This is a genomic window from Zhengella sp. (assembly GCF_041397485.1).
Lineage (GTDB): Bacteria > Pseudomonadota > Alphaproteobacteria > Rhizobiales > Rhizobiaceae > Zhengella.
On record NZ_JAWKWO010000001.1, the window covers coordinates 1,160,480 to 1,173,187 of the forward strand.

14 protein-coding genes are annotated in these 12,708 nt (G+C 65.2%); 1 reads left to right on the forward strand and 13 read right to left on the reverse strand.

Annotated features, from left to right (window positions below):
- Window positions 1–150 precede the first annotated feature (150 nt).
- From tilS to ybgC, 8 genes are all read right to left on the reverse strand, one after another.
- A complete protein-coding gene (gene tilS, locus R3D65_RS05510; protein ID WP_371274228.1) occupies window positions 151–1,263 on the reverse strand; it encodes a tRNA lysidine(34) synthetase TilS in 1,113 nt (370 codons plus the stop codon).
- Complete coding sequence (gene ybgF, locus R3D65_RS05515; RefSeq protein ID WP_371274229.1) at window positions 1,250–2,122, reverse strand: tol-pal system protein YbgF; 873 nt, start codon at window positions 2,120–2,122, stop codon at window positions 1,250–1,252. Before ybgF ends, tilS begins: the two co-directional genes overlap by 14 nt.
- A 159-nt stretch (window positions 2,123–2,281) precedes the next feature.
- On the reverse strand, window positions 2,282–2,788 hold the full coding sequence (pal, locus tag R3D65_RS05520) for a peptidoglycan-associated lipoprotein Pal (RefSeq protein WP_371274230.1): 507 nt from the start codon (window positions 2,786–2,788) through the stop codon (window positions 2,282–2,284).
- Between the two features lie 181 nt (window positions 2,789–2,969).
- Entirely contained in the window at window positions 2,970–4,256 is a 1,287-nt protein-coding gene (gene tolB / locus R3D65_RS05525) for a Tol-Pal system beta propeller repeat protein TolB (RefSeq protein ID WP_371274366.1), read from the reverse strand.
- Window positions 4,257–4,352: 96 nt separating this feature from the next.
- Window positions 4,353–5,399, reverse strand: coding sequence for a TonB family protein (locus tag R3D65_RS05530; protein WP_371274231.1), 1,047 nt, complete (start codon window positions 5,397–5,399; stop codon window positions 4,353–4,355).
- Between the two features lie 3 nt (window positions 5,400–5,402).
- Window positions 5,403–5,855 (reverse strand): protein TolR, encoded by a 453-nt coding sequence (gene tolR / locus R3D65_RS05535; protein ID WP_371274232.1) that lies wholly within the window; start codon window positions 5,853–5,855, stop codon window positions 5,403–5,405.
- A 25-nt stretch (window positions 5,856–5,880) separates the two neighbouring features.
- Window positions 5,881–6,603, reverse strand: a complete 723-nt coding sequence (gene tolQ / locus R3D65_RS05540) for a protein TolQ (protein ID WP_371274233.1) — start codon at window positions 6,601–6,603, stop codon at window positions 5,881–5,883.
- A 244-nt stretch (window positions 6,604–6,847) separates the two neighbouring features.
- Window positions 6,848–7,318 carry a tol-pal system-associated acyl-CoA thioesterase gene (gene ybgC, locus R3D65_RS05545; protein ID WP_371274234.1) on the reverse strand — a complete coding sequence of 157 codons (471 nt, stop codon included), beginning with the start codon at window positions 7,316–7,318 and terminating at the stop codon, window positions 6,848–6,850.
- A 75-nt stretch (window positions 7,319–7,393) separates the two neighbouring features.
- On the opposite strand from ybgC, the gene R3D65_RS05550 reads away from it, so the two are divergent.
- Window positions 7,394–8,641, forward strand: a complete 1,248-nt coding sequence (locus R3D65_RS05550) for a glycoside hydrolase family 5 protein (protein ID WP_371274235.1) — start codon at window positions 7,394–7,396, stop codon at window positions 8,639–8,641.
- Window positions 8,642–8,686: 45 nt separating this feature from the next.
- Here the strand turns inward: R3D65_RS05550 and R3D65_RS05555 are convergent, their stop codons facing one another.
- The 5 genes from R3D65_RS05555 to ruvA form a co-directional block, all read right to left on the reverse strand.
- Entirely contained in the window at window positions 8,687–9,460 is a 774-nt protein-coding gene (locus R3D65_RS05555; protein WP_371274237.1) for a hypothetical protein, read from the reverse strand.
- Window positions 9,461–9,509: 49 nt separating this feature from the next.
- Window positions 9,510–9,851, reverse strand: coding sequence for a hypothetical protein (locus R3D65_RS05560; protein WP_371274238.1), 342 nt, complete (start codon window positions 9,849–9,851; stop codon window positions 9,510–9,512).
- A gap of 39 nt (window positions 9,852–9,890) precedes the next feature.
- Window positions 9,891–10,844: a L,D-transpeptidase gene (locus tag R3D65_RS05565; RefSeq protein ID WP_371274367.1), complete on the reverse strand. Its 954-nt coding sequence runs from the start codon at window positions 10,842–10,844 to the stop codon at window positions 9,891–9,893.
- 167 nt (window positions 10,845–11,011) lie between these two features.
- Entirely contained in the window at window positions 11,012–12,049 is a 1,038-nt protein-coding gene (ruvB, locus tag R3D65_RS05570) for a Holliday junction branch migration DNA helicase RuvB (protein ID WP_371274239.1), read from the reverse strand.
- A gap of 44 nt (window positions 12,050–12,093) precedes the next feature.
- A complete protein-coding gene (gene ruvA / locus R3D65_RS05575) occupies window positions 12,094–12,708 on the reverse strand; it encodes a Holliday junction branch migration protein RuvA (protein WP_371274240.1) in 615 nt (204 codons plus the stop codon).

Here is a 12,708-nt window from a genome sequence, read left to right on the forward strand (position 1 = left end):
GCTTCCTGACAGCGCGGCCGATCGCGCAGCTTCGAACAGATTTGACTGATGGTAACATAGGTTCGCGGCAAGCCATTGCCAAGAACGCATGCGGATTTGATGGCGGACGACGGGACCAAATGCCGCATATGGTTACAGCCCTCCGGCCGATTACGCCATTGCAGGTTCGCGCGGCAGCGGATCCAGCCCTGTTTTCACGGCCAGGGCCGCAAACAGCGGATACTCGAAACAGGGGATGAGCAGCGGCAGCCCGGCCTGCTGCGCCCTGGCGCGCGGGTCTCTTGTCACCGACAGCCGGCCGCCGGACTGGCGGAACACGGCGCCGCCAGCCGTGAAGGCCCGGCCTCCTCCTCCGCTTGCCAGGGCGGCGAGACGCGCACGCACAACCGGAACCGGCCCATAAGCCCGTGCGCTCAGCAGGCGTGAGGCTTGCAGCGCCACCTCGGCCAGAACCTCCGGTGCCATGTCTCCCCCGGGCCGCAGGGTAAAACCGTCCGGCCAGTCGCCGATGTCGAATATGGCAGGGTCTGCAATGGCTTGCGCCGCCGCCTCGGCCACTGTCCGCCGCCGCCGGGCCTCCGCCTGCGCTTTCCGGGTCAGCGTGGCGGCATCACCGGCCTCGCTGCCGGCCATCCTCATGCGCCAGCGGACCCGTTCGAAACGGGGATCGGCATTGGACGGATCTTCCGTCCAGGCAATGGCGCGGGCGCGCAACAGGCTGCGCAGCGCGTTGCGGCGGTGGCCGAGCAGCGGCCGCAGGAACCATGTCCGCCCGCCAAACAGCGTTGCCGGCGCGATGCCTGCCATGCCCGGCCCGTCGCCGCGCGCGGCGCGCATGGCCAGCGTTTCGATCTGGTCGTCGAACGTGTGACCGGTCAGCACGACATGGCCACCGGCCTGCCGCGCCGCCTGGGAGAGCAGACGGTAGCGTGCCTGCCGTGCCGCGGCCATCAATCCGGTGTCCGGCCCGCTCCGCGACCACGCGAGAATGCGATGGGCAACGCCGATGCTTGCGCAATGGCGGCCAACGGCCTCGGCTTCCGCCCGCGCTTCAGCGCGCAGGCCGTGATCGACCGAGAGCGCAATCAGCCGGTTCGCCGCCGCCGGGCATGCCTCCGCCGCCATGGTCAGCAAGGCCATGGAATCGCCGCCACCCGAAACCGCCAGCGCGATCGGCGCCGAACCTTCCGGGAGCGGAAAACTGTCTGGTTTTGTCCTGTTGTCCGCCCCTCCGGGCAGGAAAAACGGATCAGCAGCCGGCAAGGGCCTGTTCCTGGGCGATCCGTTCCTTCATGGCGGAGGAAATGCCGGGATATTTCTTCGCGATGGCGCCATAGGTGGCGCAGGCGATGTCGGTCTTTTTCATGGCGGCCAGCGAAACGCCGAGCTTCAGCATCATGTCCGGCGCCTTGCCGGAGGTCGGATGTGCCTTGGTGGCATCGAGGAACACTTCCGCGGCTTCCGGATAGCGCTCCTGCCCGATGAGCGATTCACCGAGCCAGAACTTGGCGTCGGCAATCCGTTCGCCCTTGGGATAGCGCTGGATATAGGTGCCGAAGCCGGTTTCGGCGGCCTTGTAGTCGCCGGCCAGCACGAACTGGTAGGAATCGCTGTAGAGCCCTTCCGGATTGTCGGCCTGCGGCAGGGCCGCAACCGTGGTGCCATCGCCAGGCGTCTCGCCAGCCGTGGCATTGCCGTTCCCGTCCACGCTGAGGGTGCCGAGATCACGCGGCGGCGCACCCAGTTCGGTGCTGCCCGAACCCGCTTTCGACCAGTCGACGCCATCGCCTGCCGCGCCGTCCGTGGTGGCGGCGGACGGGTCTTCCCCGTCCGCCATGTCCATGGGCTGCTCCACCGCTTGCGCGGTCACGGAGCCGGTATCGCTGCCCGCCTGCGAACGCTTTTCTTCCAGTTGCTGCAGCCGGAACTCGTTGTCTTCCTGCGCCTTGCGCAGGGCTTCCTGCATCTGGAGAAGTTGGAAATTCAGCTCCTCGATCCTGCCATTGAGCTGCCGCACCTGCTCCTCGAGTTCTGTAACCCTCGGATCGTAGGTTTGCGCCATCGTCCCGCTCAGCGGGAAAACGGCCAGCATCAAGGCGAGGAGTGCGGTCTTCAAACGCATTGCAATCCCCGTTTCTGTTGCCTGGGCCTGCCCGTCCGGCAGGCTCGTTCCTTCATATCAAGGCGTCCGACTTCGGCCAAATTTTGTTTTGGCCGCTCCGCAACGCAAAACGGCCCCGCCTTGGCGGAGCCGTTCATCCGTGTGCCGCGTGGTCCGGCGTCAGCTGCCGGCGCCGTTGAGCACCGTGACAGCCCGCCGGTTCTGCGACCAGCAGGAAATGTCGTCGCACACCGCCACCGGCCGTTCCTTGCCATAGGAAATCGTCTTGATCCGGTTGCCCGCCACGCCGCGGGCGATCAGGAAGTCGCGTGTGGCCGCCGCGCGCCGTGCGCCCAGCGCCAGGTTGTATTCGCGCGTGCCGCGCTCGTCGGCATGGCCTTCGATGGTGATGCGGTAGGAACCGTACTGGCTCAGCCACTGTGCCTGCCGGGTCAGCGTCTGCTGCGCATCGGCGCGAATGGCGGACGAATCGGTGTCGAAGAAGATCCGGTCGCCCACATTCACCGTGAAATCCTGCGTCGAGCCCGGCGTGGCGGCATTGGCACCAAGTCCGATATCGGCTGCGGTGTTGGGAATGGTCTTCTTGGAAGCGCAGCCGGCCAGCGCCAGACCGGCGAAAAGCGCGATCATGGCCGGATTGCGGGAAAGCGTGGCGAGACGACGCATGAGCGGATGTCCTTCAGGTTCGATCCGTGATGTTGACGTTTCAATAACCACGTCTGGGTTAAGGCCCCGTCAAGGAAGAGGGTTAATGATCCGTTTGCGGCCGCCCAAACCCCTTGTGGCGGACCCTATTCGCGAATGCGGCGGAAACGCGGCGCGCTTCCGCCTTTTTCCGGTGTCGCCGTCAATCGAGCAGCGGCGACCACGCCGGATCGGAGGCGAAGTTCGGCGTCGGCACCGGCTGCTCGTTGCGCCCTGTCAGGTCGATGGTGAAGAGCTTTGGCCCGCCGCCGCCCGGCTGTTCCCGGAAGAACATGATGTAGCGGCCATTGGGCGCCCATGTCGGCCCCTCGTTGAGAAAGCCGGTGGTCAGGATTCGTTCGCCTGAACCGTCCGGGCGCATCACGCCGATGGAGAAATTTCCACCAGACTGCTTGGTGAAGGCGATCAGATCGCCACGCGGCGACCAGACCGGCGTCGAGTAACTGCCGTCACCGAACGAGATGCGCTGTGGCGACGAGCCGTCCGCGCCCATGACGTAGATCTGCGCGCGCCCGGCCCGGTCCGAGGTGAAGACGATGCGGTCGCCCGCCGGCGAATAGGAAGGCGACGTGTCGATCGCGTTGGAGGCGGTCAGCCGCTGCGTCGTGCGCGAACGCAGGTCCATGGCGTAGATATTGGCATTGCCGTCGTCACGGCCCAGCGTCATGATCACCTTCTGCCCGTCCGGCGAGAAGCGCGGCGCGAAGGTCATGCCCGGAAAATCGCCGACAAGCTCGCGCTGGCCGGTCTCGATCTGCAGCAGGTAGACCCGCGGCTGGCCGCCGGCATAGGACATGTAGGTGATTTCCTGCCGGTTGGGCGAGAAGCGCGGCGTCAGCACGAGATCGTCGCCCCGCGTCAGGTAACGCAGGTTGGCCCCGTCCTGGTCCATGATCGCCAGGCGCTTCTGGCGGGCGTTCTTCGGGCCCGACTCGTCCACGAAGACGACGCGGGTGTCGAAATACCCCTTCTCGCCGGTCAGCGCCTTGTAGATGGCGTCCGAGATGATGTGCGCCACCCGCCGCCAGTTGCTCTCGGATGTGAAGAACTGCTCGCCGGTGATCTGCTGGCCGGCAAACGTGTCCCACAGCCGGAACTCGGCGCGCAACCGGCCGTCGGCCTCGCGCGTCACCCGGCCTGTCACCAGCGCCTGCGCATTCACCACCTTCCAGTCCTCGAAACGCGGCGCGACATCGGGATTGGTCACCTTTTCGATGAAGGCGGCCTTGTCGACCGGCTTGAACAGGCCGGAGCGCTTCAGGTTCGCCGTGATCACGTCCGTGATCTGCACGCCGAGGTCGTCGCCGGACAGGAAATCGGTCACCGCGATGGGCAGCGGTTCGACCACGCCGCGATTGACGTCGATTTCCACCAGCGCGCGGGCCGGCAGCACCGTCAGGCTGAGACTGGCCGTCAGCGACGCCAGCATGATCAACGCGGCTTTGACTAGGGACTTCATGAATTCCTCACGTCTTTCGTTTGGCGCCGGACCGCACCTGCCGGCTGGACATCGGTATTCCGGCTGTCAGTAGAACATGTCCGCCGGATCGAAATTGACGATGACTTCCCGCCAGGTCTCGTATTTTCCGGGCGGAACGGCGAGCCCGCGCATGTCGCATTTCTGGATCGCGCGCACTGCCGTGCGATCGAATTGTGCATTTCCGGAAGAGCGCAGGATCTCCGGCATGCCGTCCAGCTTGCCGTTTTCATCGAGGTTGAACTTGACGGAAACCTTCAGCTTGTCGGGATCGGAAATGCCGGCATCGATGGACCAGCAGCCGCCAAGCTGTTCGCGCAGCACGTCCATCTCGGCGCGGGTCAGCTTGGGCGCATTGGTGCGGTCATTGCCGGCCGCCGCCGGCTCGCTCTGCTTCTTCTGCCCGCCGCCGGAGGCCTTTTCCTGGTTGATCAGCGCCTTCACCTCATCGTCCAGCGACGCCAGTTCGCTGGATTGCGTGGCGGGCTTCGGCTTCTGCGCGGGGTTGTCGGAGTCCTTGCGGTCCGGTGCCTTGGCCGTCTGCGCCGGCGGCGTCGGCCGCGGTGTCGGCTTCGGCGCGCTTTCAGGCAGCTTCAGCGCCGTTTCGCTTTCCTTCGGTGCGTCTTCGATCGCCTCCTTCGCCGGATCGGGCTTGACCTCCCGGCGCGGTGCGGGCTCGGATGCCAGCTCGGTCGCCGGCACCGGCTCGGGCCGCGCCTGCGGCTGCGGCTTGGGATCCGGGGTCGGCACGGGAACGGGCGCGGGATCGGGCTCCGCCTTGGGGGCTGCGGACGCCTCTATCTTGCGCGGCCGCGGGTCCGGTGTGGGTGCATTGTCGAGATCGGCGGAATTGTCGCCGGTATTCACCGCCTCGGGCACCGTGTCCGGCCGCGTGGTGGGCTTGGGCGCCGGCGCGTCGGCCACAGGCGCCTTCTTGTCGCCCTGGACGAGCTGGGCCAGTTCCGTTTCGGTGATCGTGCTCACCGGAATGCTGTCTTCGAGAATTTCGAAGGGTTCGGGCGCGCCAAGGCTGACCAGGCCGAAAGCCAGCAGCCCGGCATGAAGCAGAACCGACGTGGTCAGACCCGCCTTCATCGCTCAGCCATTGTCCTCCTGGAGGGTGACGAGGCCGACATTGGAGAAGCCGCCGGCCTGGATGCGCGCCATCACGCGCATCACCGTCCCGTAATCGATGGCCTTGTCGCCGCGCACGAAGATGCGTGCATCCGAACCGGTGGAGCGGATCGCCTGCAACTTGGCGACCAGATCCTCATAGGCGATCTCTTCTTCCTGGATGAAGATGCGCCCCTGCCCGTCGACCGACACCACGAGCGGCTGGTTTTCCGAATTCATCGGCGCGGCATCGGTTTCCGGCAGGTCCACGGGCACGCCGGTGGTCAGCAGCGGCGCGGCCACCATGAAGATGATGAGCAGCACCAGCATCACGTCCACGAAGGGCGTGACGTTGATTTCCGACATCATGGCATGACGCCGCCCGCGCCGCCTGTGGCCACGCGATGAAGCGGCTGCCCGTCCCATGCTCATGCCCATGGCGTCTTTCTCCCTGGCTCCGGTCTCATTCGGCCGCCTGCGCGCGCACGTGGCTGCGCTCGTCGATCTGGCGCGACAGGATGGCGGAGAATTCGTCGGCGAACCCTTCCATCCGCGTGCCCAGTTTGCCGGCATCCGATGTCAGCTTGTTGTAGGCAACGACGGCGGGAATCGCCGCCAGAAGACCCATGGCGGTGGCCAGAAGCGCCTCGGCGATACCCGGCGCCACCACGGCCAGATTGGTGGATTTCGATCCGGCAATCGCCTGGAACGAGGTCATGATGCCGACGACCGTGCCGAACAGGCCGATGAACGGGCCGGCCGAACCGATCGTCGCCAGGAAGCCGAGCCGGCTTTCAAGCCGTTCCATCTCGCGCCCCAGCGCCAGGTCCATCGCCTTGTCGATACGTGTCTGCAAGGCCATGGGCGAACGCGCGCCCTTCTCGAAACTCTTTTTCCATTCCCGCATGGCGGCCACGAAAATGGCGCCCATGCCGGCGGTCTTGCGCTCGGACAACGTTTTGTAAAGCTCTTCGAGCGACTGGCCGGACCAGAAGATCTCCTCGAACCGGTTCAGCGCCAGCCGCATGCGCGAAAAGGCGATCATCTTGTCCACGATGATCGCCCAGGTCCAGATCGAGGCGAGGAGCAGCCCGATCATGACCAGTTTGACAACCCAGCCGGCCTGCATGAACAGGCCCCAGATGGAGACGTCGGCGTTGGGGGCCGCCAGAGCCAGTTGTTCCATTTCGGTATCGTTCCCTTGGCCGCCGGGCGCACCCATCGCCTTGTTCGGGGTGTCCCGGCCTGATGTTTCGTGGCTATCCGGAATTCGCAGCGCTTTTAATCAAAAGCATGCCATTGCGGGCCTTTTCCGGGCAAATCGTGGTCAAACAATGGCGCACGCGGATCACACGGCACCTGCCGCACAGCATGGCCGTTCATGGTTAACGATCCGTTAGGGGCTCTTGCGCCCGCCCGGTGAAGGGACTTCAGCCGTCCGGCAGGAAGATCGCCTTCCAGTCTTTCGGGAAGCGGCGCGGCCGCCCCGTCTCCGACATGATGGCGGCCTCCACCCGCGCCTCGATCAGCACGTCTTGCCCGCGCAGGATGCGCTGCGCCATGAAGATCCGCGCGCCCGAAATGCTGTCCGTCCGGGTCTCGATCTCCAGCACGTCGTCGATACGCGCCGGCTGGCGGAAATCGATCTCCATGCGCCGGACCACCCACACGATCTTCTCGCCAAGGCTGCCCTCTGCCAGGTCGGTGTGATGCACCCCCGCCAGCCGCAGGAAATCGGAGCGCCCGCGCTCCAGGAATTCCAGATAGCGGGCGTGGTAGACGACGCCTGAGAAATCCGTATCGGCATAATAGACCCGGGCAAGGAGCCGGTGCACCCCGTCCGTCACTTCGCCGGCCAGCGGCGTCGCAAGACCCTCTGCCGGTTTACCATGTGCCGTCATTGCTGCCCTGCCTCGCTTGCCCGCCGCCGGTTCCATGCCACATTGTGCCCAACGCACCGCATCGGGATGGCATTGATGAAAGCCGTGATCAAGACCCTTGCCGCCGCGCTGGCCCTCGTCTTCGGCCTCACGGTCGTGGCGGGCGCAGCCACGTTCAAGCCCGGCCGCGGCATTTCGCTGGACCTCTGGGTGACATGGCCGGACGAAAGCCGCTGGAGCGACCGCGACGCGATCCTGCCCTTTCCCGAATGGCGACGGTTCATCGGCCGCGCTGAACTGGAAGCCATCCGCGCATCCGGCTTCGACATGGTGCGCATCCCGGTCGATCCCTCGGTTTTCCTCTCCCCCGAGACAAGGGACTTGCGCTCGGACCTCTACGATTCGGTTCGCGACGCTGTCGCGCTCGCCCTCGAAGCCCGGCTGAACGTCATTCTCGACCTCCACACGATCCCCGCCGGCCCGAACCGCGCCATCGGCACTGTCGAGGTGCTGGAAAGAAATGCGCTGTTCGACGACTATGTCGCCATCGTCCGCCGCATGGCCAGTCTTGCCGGCGAATTCGATCCGCGGCACGTCGCGCTGGAACTGATGAACGAACCGGTGACCGGATGCGAGGGCCGCGCGGCTGCCGCCTGGACCGGGAAGCTGAAGCGCCTCTTCGCCGCCGCCCGCGCCGCCGCGCTGGATACGACGCTCGTCCTGTCGGGTGCCTGCTGGGGCAGTGCCGAGGGTCTTGCCGCGCTGCAGCCGGGCGATTTCCGGGGCAGCAATCTGATCTGGTCATTCCACTCCTATGCGCCCTTCATCCTCACCCATCAGGGCGCGGGCTGGACCGGCGATGTCAGCCCCTATGCCACCGGCCTGCCTTACCCGCCCTTCGGCGAAAACAAGGCGGCGGTGGACGAGGCCCTGGCGGCCATTCGCGCCCGTGTCCGCGCCGAAGCGCCTTTTCTTCGCCGCTCCGGCATCATCGCCTTCGTCGAGGAGGAGCTGGAGAAGATCGCCACGCCGGAAAAGCTGCGCGCGGTCATGGCGGAACCCTTCGTAATCGTCGACCGCTGGGCAAAGTCCCATGGCATCGATCCCGGCAATATCCTGCTCGGCGAGTTCGGCATGATCCGCCAGGAATACGACCATGATTTCCGCACCGATCCGAAATGGCGCGCTGCCTATTATCGCGACATGATCGGCCTTGCCGAAAGCCACGGCTTCGCCTGGTCCATGTGGGGTTATGGCGGCGCTTTCGGCGTCTTCGAGGAATTCGAAAGCCGCCCCGCCGAGTCGGACGTGCGCGACGTGGTGCGGGTCCTGGCTCCGCGGTAAAAGGGCAGGGAAAAGCGACCGCGTGTCACCGCCCGCGAAAGGGCTTCAACCCCCGGTCATGACCGCTTCGGGAATCTCGAAGCGCTGGTTTCCGATCGTCACGAGATAAAGGTCGGCATTGCTGCCCACCTCCATTTCCGCATCGCCGTCAGCCTGCGCCTTGTCGAAAGAGGCCGGTGTGTTCATCTCGAAGAAGATCACGCGGCTTCCGCCATCAGGCCAGAAAACCGTAATCGCCCCGTTGCCGTTGCCTTGCCGTGTCACGCCAAAGGAACACTGGCCCATTGGCTGGCCGGCATGGCGCGCGCAGGGAAGCTGGCCGGTCGCATTGAAATCCGCGCCCGCCACTGTGGCGTCACCCGGATTGCCGGCCGCCGCGGCCGCGGCCTTGCCGCCGATGGAAATGTCCAGCGAATAGTCCGAAACCTCGTTCCGGCGTGCCGCCGAGCGCATCATGTAGACGGAAATGGTGTAGTTGCCGTCTTCGGGAAGAACGCCTTCGAACGTGTTGATCGGATCGCTGCGGTCCGAGACCGCGATTGCTTCGTCACCGGGCCCCTTGCCCGGACCGTAGATGTTGAAATAGGTTGCGCCGTGCCGGGTCGACAACCTTGCATGCATGACCTGCCCCGCTTTCGCGCCGAGCAGGTAGGAGACGGATTCATAACCCTTGATCCGGCCCTGTATTGTCGTGCCGGAGGTTCCCGCCTTGAAATGAACGGTTTCCTTCCGGATATCCTGTGCCAAGGTAACCGGTGCGGCAAGAAGAAAGCCCGCCACGGCGGCGAATGCGATGTTTCCCATGACACGCTTTTTCATGACCTGTTCTCCATGAAGTCTCAAAGAGGCCCTTTGGCCAACCGGTTCGTCACAGCGCCCCTTCATCCGTCATCGACATGACCTCGGCGACGCGGCCCCTGGACACCAGGCAGCGCCATTGCGCACGCTGCGGACCGACCCCGACAATCACCAGCGTATTGGCCTGCGAGAATTCCGAGCTGAGCGTGACGACGTCCGGATTGTTGGACGCCTGCGTGACGGCCCGCTCGCAGGCGCCCTCATCCGCCTGGCTTCCCGTGCGCATTGGCGCGGTCGCTGGCAGGGGCGCAAGCGCGGGTTCAGGGGCCCTCGACGAAGTCTCGGCGCATGAGGCAAGGGCAAGCGGAACGAGAAGCGCGGCAGCGCCGCGATGCAGGGATTGTATCATCATGTGTTCCTTTCGCTGCCGGCGCGGATCCGCCGCAATCTGTCAACTCGTTGCAATGACGAAATCGCGCCCTGATCTGCGGTCCGGCGTCAGCGGCGCGTCGGTTGTGATGAAGATCATCCCCGGATGCAGCCGCCGCGTCATCGCCTGGACGAAGCTGTTGTCGGCCTGCAAACGGCGCATGATGTCGCTTGATCCCGGTCCGGCGCCGGCTTCGTGATGATGGCTGATGGCTGACCAGTGCATGCCGCGCGTTTCATTGTGGGCGCCATTGAGCACGAAGACATGGGAGCCGAGTGTCGGACTTCCGGAAATGCCCAGTTTGGAGCGGGCGATGATCCCGTCATTCTCGATCAGTTCGATCAGCCGGTCGGCCGACGACGCGACCACCGTGTGCACCGGATTACGCTCGGCTTCCGCCCAGTCGGCGGGATGCTTCTTGCCGTCAAGTCCCGCAAGCACCTGTTCGAACTCGGATTCCGCATAGGCCCCCAGTACCATGCCCGGATGGGTCAGCTCCCATGGGTCCGAATGCGAGCCGGCAATGATCACCGGCGTGCCGAGATGAGTAACGGTGAAGAGGCGTTCGGAAAACTGCATCGGCAGCCGCACGCAACCGTGGCTGGCCGGATAACCCGGCAGCTTGCCGGCATGCAGGGCAACGCCGGACCAGGTCAGCCGGTTCATGTTCGGCATGGGTGCATTGTTGTAGGTGGAGGAATGGTGGTTCTTGTCCTTCTGCAGGATCACGAAGACGCCGGTGGGCGTCTCATGCCCCGGCTTGCCGGTGGAGCAGGTGGAGACGGCGATGCGCACACCATTGCGATAGACATGGACGCGCTGCTCGGGAAGCGAAACCACTATGGTCAGCGGGCCTTCCGGTGCCCGTTCGGGATGCCAGGTGAACTCGCCCGGCTTCAGGTCGGCGATGTCCTTCATGACCTCCCGGCCGAGGCTCAGCCCGCCTGCAAACGTGACGCCCGCGCCGGCGAGCATCGCCACGAAAGACCGCCTTGAAAGGTTCGCCATCCGCATAAAGAACCTCTTATTTCGAAAATACTGAAATGATTTTCGAGCCAGGCTGCGGAACTTTCAAGTAGACGTGTTTATCTATTGATAATCGACTTGTTCAATTCCGGAAAAAATGATTCCGTGATTCCGTTTTACTCGTCGTCGAACAGATTGACCTGGGCGCTGGCGATGTCCTTTGGCGCCGCCAGCCCGAGATGCGCCCAGGCGTTGCCGGTCAAAACCCGCCCGCGCGGCGTGCGCTGTATGAAGCCCTGCTGGATGAGATAGGGCTCGATGATGTCCTCGATGGCGTCCCGCGGTTCCGAAAGCGCCGCCGCGATGGTTTCGATCCCCACCGGCCCGCCACCGAAATTGCGTGCGATGAGATTGAGATAGCGCCGGTCGAGCTGGTCGAGGCCCATGCCGTCGACCTCCAGCCGGGTCAGCGCCTCGTCGGCGACCACGCGGGTCACGCTGTCCGCGCGCGCCACTTCGGCAAAGTCGCGCACACGGCGCAACAGGCGGCCTGCAATGCGCGGCGTACCGCGCGAACGCCGCGCGATTTCTGTCGCCCCGTCCTGCGCCATGGGAAGGCCCATGATGCGCGCCCCGCGCCGCACGATCTGCTCCAGTTCCTCCACCGTGTAGAAATTCAGCCGCACCGGTATGCCGAAGCGGTCGCGCAGCGGATTGGTGAGCAGGCCGAGCCGCGTCGTGGCAGCGACCAGCGTGAACTTCGCCAGGTCGATCTTCACCGAGCGCGCCGCCGGCCCTTCGCCGATGATGAGGTCGAGCTGGAAATCCTCCATGGCCGGGTAGAGGATCTCCTCCACCGCCGGATTGAGCCGGTGGATCTCGTCGATGAAGAGAACGTCGCCCTCTTCCAGGTTGGTCAGCAATGCCGCGAGATCGCCTGCCTTGGCGATGACCGGACCGGAGGTGGAGCGGAAATTCACGCCCAGCTCCTTGGCCATGATCTGCGCCAGCGTCGTCTTGCCCAGGCCCGGCGGACCGACGAACAGCACATGGTCCAGCGCCTCGCCGCGCGCCTTGGCCGCCTCGATGAAGACCTTGAGATTGGCGCGCGCCGCCGCCTGGCCGGTGAAATCGTCCAGCGTTTGCGGGCGCAGCGTGGCGTCGAAGTCCTCGCCGCGCTTGTCGGCGGAGATGAGGCGGTCAGGCTCGGTCATGGCGCTTCATTCGCATTGCCGGGCCGGGAGCGCAAGCCGCCCGCTCACCGCGCCAGTTCCTTCAGCCCGAGCCGGATGAGCTTGGCCGAATCCGCATCCTCGCCCGCGCTCTTCAGTGCCGCCGCCACCGCATTGGCGGCCTGGTCACGCGAATAGCCCAGGTTGGTCAGCGCCGACACCGCGTCGGCCACGGGTGCCGAGGCCACGCCCTCGCCGATTTCCTGCTTCATGCCGATGGACGCCGCTGCTTCGCCGGCCAGGGCCGGAGCCTTGGCCTTGAGTTCGATGACGATGCGCTCGGCCACCTTCTTGCCGACGCCCGGCGCCCGCGACACCATGGCAATGTCCTTGAGCGCGATCGCATTGGCCAGTTCCGGCGGCGTCAGCGTGGAGAGAACCGCCAGCGCCACCTTCGCGCCCACGCCCTGCACGCTTTGCAGAAGGCGGAACCATTCCCGCTCCAGCGCGGAGCCGAAGCCGTAGAGCCGGATCATGTCCTCGCGCACATAGGTCTCGATGAACAGGATCGCCGCCTCGCCGGTATTGAGCTTGCCCAGCGTGCGCGCCGGGCAGAAGGCCACGTAGCCCACGCCATGCACGTCGATCACCGCGTGATCCTCGCCAATCTCGTCCACCGTGCCCTTCAGCTTGCCGATCAT

Excerpts from the sequence above, each read along its gene's own strand:
- ybgF (WP_371274229.1), bottom strand. The coding sequence starts at position 2,122 with ATGCGTTTGAAGACCGCACTCCTCGCCTTGATGCTGGCCGTTTTCCCG.
- pal (WP_371274230.1), bottom strand. The coding sequence starts at position 2,788 with ATGCGTCGTCTCGCCACGCTTTCCCGCAATCCGGCCATGATCGCGCTT.
- tolB (WP_371274366.1), bottom strand. The coding sequence starts at position 4,256 with ATGCTGGCGTCGCTGACGGCCAGTCTCAGCCTGACGGTGCTGCCGGCC.
- R3D65_RS05530 (WP_371274231.1), bottom strand. The coding sequence starts at position 5,399 with ATGAAGGCGGGTCTGACCACGTCGGTTCTGCTTCATGCCGGGCTGCTG.
- tolR (WP_371274232.1), bottom strand. The coding sequence starts at position 5,855 with ATGGGCATGAGCATGGGACGGGCAGCCGCTTCATCGCGTGGCCACAGG.
- tolQ (WP_371274233.1), bottom strand. The coding sequence starts at position 6,603 with ATGGAACAACTGGCTCTGGCGGCCCCCAACGCCGACGTCTCCATCTGG.
- ybgC (WP_371274234.1), bottom strand. The coding sequence starts at position 7,318 with ATGACGGCACATGGTAAACCGGCAGAGGGTCTTGCGACGCCGCTGGCC.
- R3D65_RS05550 (WP_371274235.1), top strand. The coding sequence starts at position 7,394 with ATGAAAGCCGTGATCAAGACCCTTGCCGCCGCGCTGGCCCTCGTCTTC.
- R3D65_RS05555 (WP_371274237.1), bottom strand. The coding sequence starts at position 9,460 with ATGAAAAAGCGTGTCATGGGAAACATCGCATTCGCCGCCGTGGCGGGC.
- R3D65_RS05560 (WP_371274238.1), bottom strand. The coding sequence starts at position 9,851 with ATGATGATACAATCCCTGCATCGCGGCGCTGCCGCGCTTCTCGTTCCG.
- R3D65_RS05565 (WP_371274367.1), bottom strand. The coding sequence starts at position 10,844 with ATGCTCGCCGGCGCGGGCGTCACGTTTGCAGGCGGGCTGAGCCTCGGC.
- ruvB (WP_371274239.1), bottom strand. The coding sequence starts at position 12,049 with ATGACCGAGCCTGACCGCCTCATCTCCGCCGACAAGCGCGGCGAGGAC.
- ruvA (WP_371274240.1), bottom strand. The coding sequence starts at position 12,708 with ATGATCGGCAAGCTGAAGGGCACGGTGGACGAGATTGGCGAGGATCAC.